The 13,316-nt window shown below is 60.6% G+C and carries 13 protein-coding genes; 9 read left to right on the top strand and 4 right to left on the bottom strand.

What is annotated here, in order from left to right; all coding sequences use genetic code 11:
• Positions 1-21: 21 nt before the first annotated feature.
• The 6 genes from ACWR1S_RS06850 to ACWR1S_RS06825 all read left to right on the top strand — a co-directional run bounded on the left by ACWR1S_RS06850 (position 22) and on the right by ACWR1S_RS06825 (position 7,441).
• On the top strand, positions 22-1,659 hold the full coding sequence (locus ACWR1S_RS06850) for a 5-guanidino-2-oxopentanoate decarboxylase (RefSeq protein ID WP_454562953.1): 1,638 nt from the start codon (positions 22-24) through the stop codon (positions 1,657-1,659).
• Positions 1,656-3,107, top strand: a complete 1,452-nt coding sequence (locus ACWR1S_RS06845) for an aldehyde dehydrogenase family protein (RefSeq protein ID WP_454562921.1) — start codon at positions 1,656-1,658, stop codon at positions 3,105-3,107. The genes ACWR1S_RS06850 and ACWR1S_RS06845 overlap by 4 nt, the downstream gene beginning before the upstream one ends.
• A 217-nt stretch (positions 3,108-3,324) precedes the next feature.
• Positions 3,325-4,428 (top strand): ABC transporter substrate-binding protein, encoded by a 1,104-nt coding sequence (locus ACWR1S_RS06840; RefSeq protein WP_093430534.1) that lies wholly within the window; start codon positions 3,325-3,327, stop codon positions 4,426-4,428.
• Between the two features lie 190 nt (positions 4,429-4,618).
• The gene (locus tag ACWR1S_RS06835; protein ID WP_454562920.1) at positions 4,619-5,527 is read left to right on the top strand and encodes an ABC transporter permease; all 909 of its coding nucleotides are present in this window, start codon (positions 4,619-4,621) and stop codon (positions 5,525-5,527) included.
• On the top strand, positions 5,524-6,372 hold the full coding sequence (locus ACWR1S_RS06830) for an ABC transporter permease (RefSeq protein WP_064119039.1): 849 nt from the start codon (positions 5,524-5,526) through the stop codon (positions 6,370-6,372). Before ACWR1S_RS06835 ends, ACWR1S_RS06830 begins: the two co-directional genes overlap by 4 nt.
• 13 nt (positions 6,373-6,385) lie before the next feature.
• Positions 6,386-7,441, top strand: coding sequence for an ABC transporter ATP-binding protein (locus ACWR1S_RS06825; RefSeq protein ID WP_454562919.1), 1,056 nt, complete (start codon positions 6,386-6,388; stop codon positions 7,439-7,441).
• Positions 7,442-7,575: 134 nt separating this feature from the next.
• Here the strand turns inward: ACWR1S_RS06825 and ACWR1S_RS06820 are convergent, their stop codons facing one another.
• Positions 7,576-8,505: an AraC family transcriptional regulator gene (locus ACWR1S_RS06820; protein ID WP_093430530.1), complete on the bottom strand. Its 930-nt coding sequence runs from the start codon at positions 8,503-8,505 to the stop codon at positions 7,576-7,578.
• Positions 8,506-8,843: 338 nt separating this feature from the next.
• Here ACWR1S_RS06820 and ACWR1S_RS06815 point away from each other — a divergent pair, with 338 nt between their 5' ends.
• Together ACWR1S_RS06815 and ACWR1S_RS06810 are read left to right on the top strand one after the other, a co-directional pair.
• Positions 8,844-9,197, top strand: coding sequence for a putative quinol monooxygenase (locus ACWR1S_RS06815; protein ID WP_093430529.1), 354 nt, complete (start codon positions 8,844-8,846; stop codon positions 9,195-9,197).
• A gap of 43 nt (positions 9,198-9,240) precedes the next feature.
• Entirely contained in the window at positions 9,241-9,483 is a 243-nt protein-coding gene (locus ACWR1S_RS06810) for a hypothetical protein (RefSeq protein WP_093430528.1), read from the top strand.
• 4 nt (positions 9,484-9,487) lie between these two features.
• Here ACWR1S_RS06810 and ACWR1S_RS06805 read toward each other — a convergent pair whose 3' ends face one another.
• Both ACWR1S_RS06805 and ACWR1S_RS06800 read right to left on the bottom strand, forming a co-directional pair.
• Positions 9,488-10,117, bottom strand: a complete 630-nt coding sequence (locus ACWR1S_RS06805; protein WP_454562918.1) for a flavin reductase family protein — start codon at positions 10,115-10,117, stop codon at positions 9,488-9,490.
• A gap of 242 nt (positions 10,118-10,359) precedes the next feature.
• The gene (locus ACWR1S_RS06800) at positions 10,360-10,635 is read right to left on the bottom strand and encodes a hypothetical protein (protein WP_064119044.1); all 276 of its coding nucleotides are present in this window, start codon (positions 10,633-10,635) and stop codon (positions 10,360-10,362) included.
• A 341-nt stretch (positions 10,636-10,976) separates the two neighbouring features.
• Here ACWR1S_RS06800 and ACWR1S_RS06795 point away from each other — a divergent pair, with 341 nt between their 5' ends.
• Positions 10,977-11,732: a COG4705 family protein gene (locus ACWR1S_RS06795; protein ID WP_093430527.1), complete on the top strand. Its 756-nt coding sequence runs from the start codon at positions 10,977-10,979 to the stop codon at positions 11,730-11,732.
• 149 nt (positions 11,733-11,881) lie between these two features.
• Here the strand turns inward: ACWR1S_RS06795 and ACWR1S_RS06790 are convergent, their stop codons facing one another.
• Positions 11,882-13,201: an MFS transporter gene (locus tag ACWR1S_RS06790; RefSeq protein WP_454562917.1), complete on the bottom strand. Its 1,320-nt coding sequence runs from the start codon at positions 13,199-13,201 to the stop codon at positions 11,882-11,884.
• Positions 13,202-13,316: the final 115 nt, after the last annotated feature.

The raw sequence follows: 13,316 nt of genomic DNA, 5'->3' as shown, positions 1-13,316 counted from the left end.
ACGAACAAGAAGGGCAATGACATGGCGACGTGTGGCGAAGTACTGGTCAAGTTACTCGAAGGTTATGGGGTCGAGCAGGTGTTCGGCATTCCCGGCGTGCACACCGTGGAGCTGTATCGCGGGCTGGCCCGTTCGAGCATCAACCACGTCACCCCACGGCATGAGCAGGGCGCCGGTTTCATGGCCGACGGTTATGCACGCACCAGCGGCAAACCGGGGGTGTGCTTCATCATCACCGGCCCGGGCATGACCAACATCACCACCGCCATGGGCCAGGCTTACGCCGACTCGATCCCGATGCTGGTGATCTCCAGCGTGCAGAGCCGCAACCAGTTGGGCGGTGGTCGCGGCAAGTTGCACGAGTTGCCGAACCAGAGCGCATTGGTCGCTGGCGTTGCGGCGTTCTCCCACACCCTGATGTCGGCGTCGGAATTGCCTGGCGTGCTCGCTCGCGCATTCGCCTTGTTCCAGGCCGGTCGTCCGCGCCCGGTGCACATCGAAATTCCGCTGGACGTATTGATCGAAGACGCCGATGAGCTGCTCGCCAGCGTCCCGGTCCACATCGACCGCGCCGGTGCCGCACCCGCCGCCGTCAGCCGCATGAGCGAACTGCTGGCCGGCGCTCAACGGCCCTTGATTCTCGCCGGTGGCGGTGCGATCGATGCCGCTGCCGAACTCACCGAACTGGCGGAACTGCTTGATGCTCCGGTGGCGCTGACCATCAACGCCAAAGGCCTGCTGCCGTCGACGCATCCGCTGTTGATCGGTTCGACGCAAAGTCTGGTCGCCACCCGTGCATTGGTCGCTGATGCCGATGTGGTGCTGGCGATCGGCACCGAACTGGCGGAAACCGATTACGACGTGACCTTCGCTGGCGGCTTCGAGATTCCCGGCAAACTGCTGCGCATCGACATCGACGCCGATCAGACCGTGCGTCACTATCCGCCACACGTCGCCCTGGTTGCCGATTCGCGCAACGCCGCTCAAGCGCTGCTCAGCGCCTTGTCGCACAAGCCGCTGGCCGAGCGCCGCAACGATTGGGGCCAGGTGCGCGCCGCGCGTCTGCGTGATGATCTGGCGGCGACCTGGGATGCACCGACGCTGGCGCAAACCCGTTTCCTCGAAACCGTGCTGCACGAATTGCCCGATGCGGTGTTCGTCGGCGACTCCACGCAACCGGTGTACACCGGCAACCTCACGTTCAACCCGGAGCGTCCGCGTCGCTGGTTCAACTCGTCGACCGGTTACGGCACCCTCGGCTATGCGTTGCCGGCAGCGATTGGCGCATGGCTCGGTGGTCAACTCGACAAAGGCGCACGGCCACCGGTGGTGTGCCTGATCGGCGACGGCGGCCTGCAATTCACCCTGCCGGAACTGGCCAGCGCCGTCGAAGCGCGCACGCCGGTGATCGTCCTGCTGTGGAATAACCAGGGCTACGAAGAGATCAAGAAATACATGGTCAACCGCGCCATCGAGCCGGTCGGCGTCGACATCTACACCCCGGACTTCATTGGCGTGGCCAAGGCCCTCGGCTGCGCCGCCGAAGCGATCAGCTCGGTGGAACAACTGCGCAGTGCGCTGCGTGCCGCCACCGATCGCCAAGGCCCGAGCGTGATCGAAATCGACCAGAACCAGTGGATGCAGGCGGTGGCCCAATGATCAGTTTCCCCACCACACTCGACGGCCTCTACATCAACGGCCAATGGTCGGCCGGCCGCGAACACCTGCGGGTGATCAACCCGGCCACCGAAGCGCTGCTGACCACGGTCAATGGCGGTGACGAGCACGCGGTCGATCAGGCCGTTGCCGCGGCCACAGCAGCGTTCAAGGACTGGTCGCAAACCAGCGGTGCCGAGCGCGGCGCGATCCTGCGCAACATCGCCAACGGTGTGCGCAACGGTCGCGAGCACTTGATGAAACTGCAGTCGAGCAACAACGGCAAACCGCAGTTCGAAGCGGCCATCGACGTCGACGATGTGATCGCCACATTCGAGTACTACGCCGAACTCGCCGACGGCCTCGACGCCAGACAAGACAGCAACGTGCCGCTGCCCAGCGATGATTTCAACGCACGCCTGCGCCGCGAGCCGTGCGGTGTGGTCGGGCTGATCGTGCCGTGGAATTTCCCCATGGTCACCACCGCGTGGAAACTCGCGCCGGCCCTCGCCGCCGGTTGCTGCGTGGTGTTGAAACCGTCGGAAGTCACGCCGCTGCCGGAGCTGGAACTGGCGGCAATCATCGCCGAAGCCGGTCTGCCCAACGGTGTGTTCAACGTCGTCTGCGGCACCGGTCTGGCGGTAGGCGCGCCGCTGTCGGCGGATCCGCGTGTCGCCAAGATTTCTTTCACCGGCAGCAACGCCGTCGGTGTCCAGGTCATGCAGCGCGCCGCCGAAACGGTGAAGGGCGTGAGTCTGGAGTTGGGCGGAAAATCTTCGCTGCTGGTGCTCGAAGATGCCGATCTGGAACTGGCGGTAGAGCTGGCCTGCGGTGGCGGTTTCTTCAACGCCGGACAAATGTGCTCGGCCACCAGCCGTGTGCTGGTGGCCGAGGAACTGGCGGACGAATTCCTCGTGCGGTTGCAAAAGCGTGCGCAGGCGATCCGCGTGGCTGATCCGTTCGACCCTGACGTGGAGATGGGCGCACTGGTCAATCAGGCGCAATACCAGCGTGTGCTCGGGCACATCGATCGTGGTCTGAGCGCTGGCGCGAAGTTGGTGTGCGGCGGCAATCGTCCGGCGGATTTGCCGCGCGGCTATTTTTTGCAGCCGACGGTGTTCACCGACGTGCCCCTCGACAGTGCGCTGTGGTGCGAAGAGATTTTTGGCCCGGTGCTGTGCGTGCGCCGTTTCAGCAGCGAAGCCGAAGCGATCGCCCTGGCCAACGACAGTCAGTTCGGCCTCGTCGCCAGTGTGGTGACGCGTAACGCCGAGACCGCTGAACGTCTCGCGAATGCCCTGCAGGCCGGGCTGGTGTGGCTCAACGCGCCGCAAGTGATCTTCCCGCAAACGGCGTGGGGCGGTTACAAGCAGAGCAGCATCGGCCGCGAATTGGGGCCGTGGGGGCTGGCCGCGTTTCAGGAAATCAAACACGTGATCCGGGCGCTCTGAACGCCCGAAAAAGGTCAGCGCATGCCTCGCAACGAGGCATGCGTCGGCGTCATGGCTTCAATGAGTTTTTATCGATAGTCAGGTGTTTTGCACGACCTCAGGATGAACCCGTCGGCAGCGCTCAAGCCCTTGTAAAACGGGGCTTTGCGCGGATCCGGCCGCGCGGATGCAACGGTTGCGACCAACCTCATACTTAAAAGAACAAAGGGAGTCCGTCATGGGCGAGCACGATCTGAACAGGCGTCAATTCATTAAAACCGTCGGCGTCGCCTCGGTGGCGGCGGCCGCCCTGAGCATGCCCTTCATCCGGGCGAGTGCCAGCGACACGCGGTTCGCCGGCAAGACCCTGCGCTTGCTGACGTGGTCGGATGACACCGGCCTCGCCGCACTGCGCAATATCGCCGCCACGTTCGAAGCCAAGACCGGCGCCAAGGTCATCGCCGACCGCACCGGCAGCACCTCGGAAATGGTCGCCAAACTCAAGGCCGGTGGTGACCGTCCGCAGTACGACATCATCACATTGGCAGGGGTGGGGGCCGAAGGTCTGGCCGCTGCCGGGCTGCTGGAAAAACCCGACCTCAACCGCATTCCCAACCTCGTCGACGTCCCGGAAAAATACCGCACTGGCGCCAATGGCCACGGCATCGGTTACCTGTTGTGGTGCAACAGTCTGGTCTACAGCACCCGCACGCAGAAAGAAGCGCCGAGCAGTTACGCCGCGCTGTGGGACGCCGATCTGGCGCCGAACATTTTCCTGCCGCCGCCGAACTGGACCGAAGCGATGGACCTGATCATCATCGCCGCGAAACTGGCCGGCGGTGACGAACACAACATCGAACCGGGCTTCAAGAAACTCGCCGAGCTAAAAGACCGCGTAGTGACGTTGGGTGAAAACCCGAACCAGATTGCCGAGCTGTTTCGCACCGGTTCACTGGACATGGGCGGCTTGTACGCGCCGGCATTTTTCCCCAAGCAGATTCGCGATCCGAACTACGGTCTCGGCGCGACCTTCGGCATGAAGGAAGGGTTCTACACCGACCTGATGCTCTCGGTGATGCCGAAGAATCGTCCCGGCGATACCGATCTGGCCTACGCCTTTATCGACCACTCCCTCGACCCGCTGGTGCAGGGCAAGATGGCCGAGGACATCTTCAACGGCCCGGTCAACGCCAAGGCGATCATCTCCGCCGAAGCACGCAAGAGCCCGTTCATCCTTACGCCGGAGCAGATTGCCGAGAAGGCGATCATGCACGACAACGCCTTCCTGGCCACCGTGCATGACCAATGGATTCGTCGCTATACGGAAATCTTTTCTTCCTGAGCCGAACACCAGTCTTCGGAACACCGCAAACCCCCTGTAGGAGTGAGCCTGCTCGCGATAGCGTCATACCAGTCAACCTATTAGGTGGCTGACACACCGCTATCGCGAGCAGGCTCACTCCTACAAGGGGGCGGGGGTGGTTTGGAGAGTTGTGTTCGTCAGTTGTTTTTCCATTGACGAGATTATTGCTATGGAACATCAATCCCTGACCCAAGCGGTCGGCGCTGCTGCCGTGCGCCCGATGCGCGGTGTTTCGCCCACCGCGCGGGCGTGGTTTTTCCTCACGCCGTCGATGCTGTTTCTCGGCGTGCTGATCGCCGCCAGCCTGCTGGTGCTGCGCATGAGCGTCGGCACCAAAGGCGCGGAGTGGAGCGGTTTCAGCCTGGCCAGTTATGCCCAGTTGCTCGAACCCTATTACTTGAAATCCTTGCTGCTGACCTTGCGTCTGGCACTGATCAGCGCGGTGATTGCCGTGGTGCTGGCGATCCCGGTGGCGTACACCATGTCGCGGCTGACCTCGCCGTTTCTGCGGCGAATTTTCCTCGCAGCGGTGCTGCTGCCGTTGCTGGTCAATCTGCTGCTGCAAAGCTATGGCTGGCTGGTGATTCTCGGGCCCGGCGGCATGCTCAATCAGGCGCTGATGGGCCTCGGTCTGATCAAGCGGCCGATCATGTTGCTGTACAACCAGAACGGCGTCCTGATGGGCTTGGTGCAAACAGCGTTTCCACTCGCCGTGTTGCCGATCGCCAGTGCCATGCGCGGTGTCGCCCGCACTTATGAAGAGGCCGCTGCGACCCTCGGCGCCAGCCGTTTTCAGGTGTTCCGCCAAGTGGTGTTGCCGATGAGTTTGCCGGGGATCATCACTGGCGCAACGCTGGTGTTCGCTTACAACGCCAGCAGCTTCGTCGTGCCGTTGCTGCTCGGTGGCCGGCGCGTGCCGATGCTCGCGGTGATGGTGCATGACCAGATCGCGCCGCTGATGAACTGGCCTGCTGCGTCCGCTGCCGGCGTGGTGCTGATCATCACCACGCTGGCGATCATGACCTTGTCCGAATACATCACCGGCCGTCGTCGGCGTCTGCTGGAGGCTTCGCAATGAGTGCCCTGACCAAAAAACGCATGGCCCTGTTACCCGGCGAAACCGGCAAGTTTGCCGGCATCCTTTCCGGCTTCATTCTGCTGTTGGCGGTGTTGCCGATCCTGACCATGATCGTCATGTCGTTCAGCGGTGCGTCGAACCTCGACTTCCCTCCGAGCAGCTACAGCCTGCAATGGTACAAAGCGGCCTGGCACACCTTCGTTTCGCCGGACGCCAGTGATGTGCTCAGTCTCGGCCAGGCCATGGCCACCAGTTTGTTGGTGTCGTGCCTGACCATGGTTTTTGCCACGCTGATCGCAGTGCCCGCCGCTTACGCGCTGACCCGTTGCGAGTTCCGTGGCAAAGCCGTGGCATTGCAACTGATGTCGCTGCCACTGGTGTTTCCGATGGTGGTCTTGGGCTTGGCCTTGTTGCTGGTGTTCGACAGTCTGCCGTTCCATATGACCACCTCGCGGCTGGTGATTGCCCACGTGATTCTGGCGCTGCCGTTTGTGGTGAAGAACTGCACCGCCGCGATGCTTTCGATCGGCAGTGAAGTCGAAGAAGCGGCGCGGATGCTCGGCGCCTCACCATTGCGTGCGATTGTCGATGTGGTAGTACCGTTGATGAAGTCGGGGATTCTGGCCGGCATGCTGCTGGCGTTCATCGTCTCGTTCAACGAATTCACCGTGACCTATTTCCTCTACACCATCGACGTCATGACCGTGCCGATCTGGATGTACAGCCGCACCGTGTCATCGCTCGACCCTACCGTGTTCTCGTTTGCCGTGCTGATCGTGCTGATCGACTTCGTCCTGATCTGGGCGCTGGAGAAGCTGGTGGGCGAGGGCGGCGTTTCCTTTTGATTTGAGGTGCAACATGACTGGTCTGATTCTGGAAAACGTCGAGAAATTCTACGGCTCGGCGTGTGCGGTACAAGACGTCAATCTGCATTTGCCGGAAGGCAAACTGGTGTGTTTCCTCGGCCCTTCCGGCTGCGGCAAAACCACTTTGCTGCGGATGATCGCCGGGCTGGAAACCCTCACTGGCGGCGAGATTCGCCTGGACGGCGAGGACATCGGCCAGACCCCGGCGCACCTGCGCAACTTCGGCATGGTCTTTCAGTCGCTGGCGCTGTTCCCGCACATGACCGTCGGCGAGAACATCGCCTATCCGCTGAAACTGCGCGGCGTCAGCAAGGTTGATCAGCAGAAACGGGTGGCCGAGTTGCTGGAGCTGATCCAGTTGCAGGCGATGATCGATCGCCCGGTGGCGAAACTCTCTGGTGGGCAAAGGCAACGCGTGGCGATTGCCCGGGCGATTGCCTCGCACCCGAAAATCCTTCTGCTCGATGAGCCGCTGTCGGCGCTCGACGCCAAGCTGCGTGAGTCGATGCAGGTGGAAATTCGCCAACTGCAACAGCGCTTGAACATCACCACGATCATGGTCACCCACGATCAGCGCGAAGCGATGACCATGGCCGATATCGTTGTGGTATTGGGCGAGCACAAGGTGCAGCAGGTCGGTACGCCGATCGAAATCTATCGGCATCCGGCCAACGAATTCGTCGCTGACTTCATCGGCTCGGGCAACATCTTTCCGGCCACGGCACTGGGCAACGGCAAGGTCAGCCTGCCGGGCGGCGATGCGCTGCAAGTGCCGATCTGCAGCAGCATTGTCGTCGGTCAGAAAGTGAAGATGCTGATTCGTCCGGAAGACTTGCAACTGTCCGCAGCGCAAGCGACGGCGGGCAATCGCCTGCTCGGCAAGGTGACGTTTGTGCGCGATATCGGCGCGACGATCGAGACCACGGTGGAGTGTTCCGGGGTGACGTTTACCGCGCTGAGTACGCCGTGTCAGGGGATCGGCTTGGCGATCGGGCATCCGGTGTCGGTGACGTTGCCGGCAGAGGCTTGTCGGGTGTTGGGGGAATGATCCGGATTTTTCGCTGATCATTCCGGCCTCTTCGCGAGCAAGCTCGCTCCCACAGGGGATGTGTGATTGACACTAACCCCTGTGGGAGCGAGCTTGCTCGCGAAGAGGCCATCAGTCTTGACACAAAGTCCGGATCAGACAGAAAGCCGCAACCGCGCCAAATCCCTTAACGGCGGCGCACCAAACAAACGGCTGTACTCACGGCTGAACTGCGACGGACTTTCATACCCGACGCGATACCCCGCCGCCGACGCTTCCAGCCCTTCGGCCAGCATCAAGCGCCGCGCCTCTTGCAGGCGCAACTGCTTCTGATACTGCAACGGGCTCATCGCCGTCATCGCCTTGAAACGGTGATGCAAGGTCGAGACGCTGAGGTTCACTTCTTTCGCCAAATCATCAATGCGCAGCGGCTGTTCGAAGTTGCCGTTCAACCATTTGATCGCCTGACTGATGCGATGGCTCTGGCTATTGGCGATCGCGATTTCATACAAACGATGGCCCTGCGGGCTGCGCAACAGGCGATAAAGAATCTCCCGACGAATCAGCGGCGCGAGCATGGCGATGTCTTTCGGTGCATCGAGCAAGCGGGCCAGACGCAGCACGGCATCGAGCATCGAACTGTCGATCTGCTCGACATACAAACCCCGCCCGGTCGGCCGGGTCGGTACGCCCATGGGGCCGGCGTCAGCGATCAATGCAGTGATTTCGGTCGGGTCGATATCCAGGCGCACGGCGAGGATCGGTTCTTCTGGCGAGACATTCACCACGCGCCCGCTCAACGGCATCGAAACCGACACCACCAGGTAATTCAGCGGATCGTAATTGAAGAACTCGTCGGCCAGCCGCACCTCTTTGCGTCCCTGCGCCATGATGCACAGCGCCGGTTGCGCGAGCACCGGGGCAAAGTCGTGGGATCGGGTGTGACGCGACATGAACAGCGAGCCGATGGCGGTCTCGTAGCTGCCATCGTCGGTGGTGTTGCGGCGGATGATCGCCGCCAGTTCCGCGCGCTGTTTTTCCATGTCAGCGGTGGGTTCGGCTTGAAAACGATCGAATGACGTCATGCACGGCATCCTCGGCAGGGGAGGTGGAATGGAGCAGAGCATATGTTTGTGCAAGCGCCAGCGGTAGACACATCCTGCGAAATGCTTGCCTGATCCTGCATGGGATTGTGGGCGGGCTCAGCCATAGCAGGTTGTAGGGCGGCAAAGTTGCTTGATACGCCGTATGACAACCGTGTGACGCAGTTTTACAGGTTGTTACAGGTCTTCTGCGCAGTCTCGCAGGATTGTGCAACGCAGCGACAGGAATCGACTAACGGCGGCTGGCGTGCGGCCCTTAACCTTTGATCCTGTCGCAGCCCGTCCCCCGGCTGCCACGCGACTCCCTGGGAGGGTTGAACATGTCCAAGCAGATTCCCGTCAGTCATATGGCCTTCGTTCGAGCGCGCGCCGGGCGTTCGGCGGAACTCGGTGTACGCCTGAGCGCGTTGATCGAGCCGTCCCGCGCCGCCCCCGGTTGCCTGAGCTTTGCCTTGCAGCATTCGCAGTGTGATCCCGAGTTGTGGCTGGTCTCCGGCTTCTGGAGCAGCCAGCAAATGATGACCAACTATTTCAACAGCCCATCGATGGAAATCTTCGCCGAGCTGGTGCAGGAACTGGTGGTCAACAGCCTCGACTTCCACACGTTCAAGGACGTGTCGGCGGCGCAAGCCCTCGGTCAATGCCCGGCGCCGGTACACAAACTCGTCGGTTGAGGGTTTAATGTCCGGCTTGTTTGTCTGAGCCGGGATATGTGACATGGCACGTAAAGAGTTCGAACACTTCGAAGCAGTTTCCGCAGTCGTCCCCGTCGAGTTGGGCGGCAACAAGGGCTATCACGCGGCAATCGCGGTCAAGGCCCTGGTCGATGGCGGTGCACCACGCTTTCACAAACTGTTGAATGACCAGATCTTCCCCGGCGCCATTGCCGCTGATGAAGCGGCCATCAAGGAGCTGGATAACCTCAAAGGCGTCACTGAAGACGCCGAGTTGATCTGGTAACGCGTTACTTGTTGGCGCCCGGACGCCACATCTTGAACAGGGCCTCAGGCCCCAACTGGAAATAATCCGCCGGCCCGCCGCCGCGCAGAATCGGTTCTGCCGCGGCGGTGTCGTAGATTCCATCCTTCAACAGCCACTTGGCGATATGCACGGCGACCACTTCGCCGAGGATCAGCCAGCTCGGCACCGTCTCGCCATCAGCGCGCTGCAATTGAATGATCTGCGTGACCTTGCATTCGAAGGACACCGGACTTTCTGCGACCCGTGGTACTGAAATCACTTTTGATGCCACTGTCGTCAAACCCGCCAATTCAAACTCGTTGACCTCAGGCGCGACCATCGCGCAGCTCTGGTTCATCTGCTCGGCCAGCGGCCGGGTGGCGAGGTTCCAGACGAACTCGCCGTTCTGCTCGATGTTGTTCAGGCTGTCTTTGCGCCCGACGCTGGAAAAACCAATGATCGGCGGAATGTAGTTGAAGGCGTTGAAAAAGCTGTACGGCGCCAGGTTGAGCTGGCCGTTGGCATCCTGCGAAGAAATCCAGCCGATCGGGCGCGGGCCGACGATGGCGTTGAACGGATCGTGGGGCAGACCGTGGCCGTTGGCGGGTTCGTAGAAATGGATGTCATCGGGCATGGCGGGTGAATTCCTGAGGCTGAGTTTCGGATGCAGCCATAGTGCAAGGACGCCCCGCATATTTCCAGCCAGACGCAAAACCCCTGTAGGAGTGAGCCTGCTCGCGATAGCGGTGTGTCAGTTGATAGATGTTTGACTGACCCACTGCTATCGCGAGCAGGCTCACTCCTACAAGGGGTTTGTGTGGGATTCAGAAATGACTAAGCCCGGCCAAAGCCGGGCTGTGGGAGGACTGCTGATACTTAGCTGATGGCAGCGGCGGTGCCGGTTTTGTCGAAGCCGTCAGCAGCGACCGTTTTACCCAGGTTGGTTTTATCGAAGCCATCGGCAGCAACAGCTTTGCCGATGTTGGTTTTATCAAATCCATCAGCAGCGTAAGTGCCGGTGTGGCTGGTTTCGATGGCGGCGCTGGCACCGTTGATGAAGTCAGCGGATTTGGTTTTGTCCGAGCCATCGGCAGCGAAAGTGTTGGCAGCCAGTACGGACAGGGTCAGGGCGAGGATCAGTTTGGTTTTCATGTCGGTTACTCCAGATTCGTTGGCGATGTGTGTTGCATGGGTCTAATGCTACGCCAAATAAATTGATTAAAAAGCGCAAAATAATGCTAAAAACAATCGATTAACTTGATGTTAAGGGCGGCACGTTGAATTCGCTTTCGTCGTCGGAGCGAGCGTCGCGCAGGTCATCGATCAGGTGATTGCAGAATGAGGGGGCAGCATTAATTAGCGATTAATCGCTGTTTTGTGCGGCATGACAGATTTTTCATACTTTGCCGACCGCTTTTTCACCGTTGCAACGCCAGTCTGCCCGTGGCCAGAAAACCAAGAACCGGCCGTCACACACTGGAGCGTTGCCTGCGATGAATAAACTGCCTCAAATCACCTTGGCCTTCTGGGTCATGAAAATCTGCGCGACGACCCTGGGGGAAACCGCGGGCGATTTGTTGTCGATGACCCTCAACGTCGGCTACGCCATGAGCTCGCTGATCCTGATCAGCGTGTTTGTGCTGACGCTGATCACGCAGTTGATGGCCAAGACCTACAAGCCGCTGCTGTACTGGATCGTGATCCTGTCCACCAGCACCGCCGGCACGACCATGTCGGACTTCATGGACCGCACCCTCGGACTCGGTTACGCCACCGGCTCGATGATCCTTATCGCGATCCTGCTGGCGATCTTCGCCGCTTGGCGCCTGAGCGGTGATTCGCTCAACGTCAGCAAGGTGCAGACCTTCCGTGGCGAGATGTTCTACTGGATGGCGATTCTGTTCTCCAACACCCTCGGCACCGCGCTGGGCGATTACCTGGCCGACGACTCGGGCCTGGGATTTGCCGGTGGTGCGTTACTGATCGGCTCGACGATTGCCGTGGTCGTGCTGCTGAAATACTTCACGAAGATTTCCACGGTGGTGCTGTTCTGGGTGGCGTTCGTGCTGACCCGTCCGTTTGGCGCGACGTTGGGTGACTTGATGACCAAGCCCCATGAGAAGGGCGGGCTGGACTTTGGCACCATCGGTTCGTCGGCGGTGCTGGCGGGGATTCTGCTGGTGATGATTGTCGGCGCTTCGTATGCGCAGAAACGTTATGGCAAGCCGCAGGTTGCCGAGTTGACTTAATACCGAGTTGACCTCATTCGCGAGCAAGCTCGCTCCCACAGGGTAATGGGGTGCCCACAGAATATGTGAACACCACCGACCACTGTGGGAGCGAGCCTGCTCGCGAAGGGGCCAGAACAGCCACCGTTGCAGTGGCTGTGAAAACCCGATCAGTCAGTCACGATCCGCGAATGCTTCTGGGTGTCCTTCATGGTTATGTACACCAGCAACGACACCGCGATGCACGCCGTCACATACCAGTAGTAACCGGTTTCCATGCCGATGCTCTTGAACCACAGCGCGATGTATTCAGCGGTGCCGCCGAAGATCGACACGGTCAGTGCATACGGCAGGCCAACGCCCAGGGCGCGGATCTCGGTCGGGAACAGTTCGGCTTTGACCACCGCGTTGATCGAGGTGTAGCCGCTGACGATGATCAGCGCTGCCATGATCAGGAAGAACGCGCCCCACCAGGTCTGAACGGTGTGCAGGGTCATCAGGATCGGCACGGTGAAGATCGTCCCCAGCACGCCGAAGGCGATCAGGATCGGACGACGACCGATCTTGTCCGAGAGGCCGCCGATGATCGGTTGCAGGCACATGAACAGGAACAGCGTGGCGGCAGAAATGGTGGTCGAGTCGGAGATGCTCATGCCGACGGTGTTCACCAGGTATTTCTGCATGTAGGTGGTGTAGGTGTAGAACGCCAGGGTGCCGCCCATGGTCAGGCCGACCACGGTCAACAGTTCTTTGGGATGGCGCATCAAGGTGCGCATGGCGCTTTCCTTGGACTTCTCTTTCTTGGTGAACGACTCGGTTTCTTCCATGCCGCGACGCAGGTACAGCGCCACGACCGCACACAGCGCGCCGATGGCGAACGGAATACGCCAGCCCCACGCGTACAGTTGTTCAGTGGTCAGCACGTTCTGCAGCACGATCAGGACGCCCAGCGCGATGAGCTGGCCGGAGATCAGGGTCACGTACTGGAAGCTGGAGAAGAAGCCGCGACGTTCCTTGGTCGCCATCTCCGACAGATAGGTCGCCGAGGTGCCGTATTCGCCGCCGACCGACAGGCCTTGCAGCAAGCGCGCGAACACCAGCAGGATCGGCGCGCCGATGCCGATGGTTTCGTAGTTCGGGCTGAGGGCGATCAGCAGCGAGCCGAAGCACATCAGGTAGACCGAGGCCATCAGGGCTTTTTTACGGCCGACCTTGTCGGCGTACATGCCCATCAGCCAGCCACCAATCGGACGCATCAGAAAGCCGACGGCGAAGATCGCGGCGGTGTTCATCAGTTGGGCGGTGGTGGAACCGGCGGGGAAGAAGGTTTTCGCGAAGTACAGCGAGAAGGCGGCATACACATACCAGTCGTACCACTCGACCATGTTGCCGACGGAACCGCTGAAGATCGATTTGATCCGGCTAGCGGTGGTTCTTTCTTTGGTGGGCACGGCAGCCGACCCAAGTGGCAGGGCGTTGGAGTTATCCATTGAAGGATCCTTCGTTTAATTGTTTTTGTGGAGCGCGTTGGAACGCAGCCTGCGAGGGCTATAGCAGGAGGTGTGCCAACGGGGGGAGGGCCGGTTTAGAGGGGGGTGACGGGAT

The organism is Pseudomonas sp. AIG (genome assembly GCF_977020205.1).
This window is presented reverse-complemented; position numbering and strand designations above follow the sequence as displayed.

Coding starts and splice junctions, on each gene's coding strand:
- ACWR1S_RS06850 (WP_454562953.1), top strand. CDS start 22: ATGGCGACGTGTGGCGAAGTACTGGTCAAGTTACTCGAAGGTTATGGG.
- ACWR1S_RS06845 (WP_454562921.1), top strand. CDS start 1,656: ATGATCAGTTTCCCCACCACACTCGACGGCCTCTACATCAACGGCCAA.
- ACWR1S_RS06840 (WP_093430534.1), top strand. CDS start 3,325: ATGGGCGAGCACGATCTGAACAGGCGTCAATTCATTAAAACCGTCGGC.
- ACWR1S_RS06835 (WP_454562920.1), top strand. CDS start 4,619: ATGGAACATCAATCCCTGACCCAAGCGGTCGGCGCTGCTGCCGTGCGC.
- ACWR1S_RS06830 (WP_064119039.1), top strand. CDS start 5,524: ATGAGTGCCCTGACCAAAAAACGCATGGCCCTGTTACCCGGCGAAACC.
- ACWR1S_RS06825 (WP_454562919.1), top strand. CDS start 6,386: ATGACTGGTCTGATTCTGGAAAACGTCGAGAAATTCTACGGCTCGGCG.
- ACWR1S_RS06820 (WP_093430530.1), bottom strand. CDS start 8,505: ATGACGTCATTCGATCGTTTTCAAGCCGAACCCACCGCTGACATGGAA.
- ACWR1S_RS06815 (WP_093430529.1), top strand. CDS start 8,844: ATGTCCAAGCAGATTCCCGTCAGTCATATGGCCTTCGTTCGAGCGCGC.
- ACWR1S_RS06810 (WP_093430528.1), top strand. CDS start 9,241: ATGGCACGTAAAGAGTTCGAACACTTCGAAGCAGTTTCCGCAGTCGTC.
- ACWR1S_RS06805 (WP_454562918.1), bottom strand. CDS start 10,117: ATGCCCGATGACATCCATTTCTACGAACCCGCCAACGGCCACGGTCTG.
- ACWR1S_RS06800 (WP_064119044.1), bottom strand. CDS start 10,635: ATGAAAACCAAACTGATCCTCGCCCTGACCCTGTCCGTACTGGCTGCC.
- ACWR1S_RS06795 (WP_093430527.1), top strand. CDS start 10,977: ATGAATAAACTGCCTCAAATCACCTTGGCCTTCTGGGTCATGAAAATC.
- ACWR1S_RS06790 (WP_454562917.1), bottom strand. CDS start 13,201: ATGGATAACTCCAACGCCCTGCCACTTGGGTCGGCTGCCGTGCCCACC.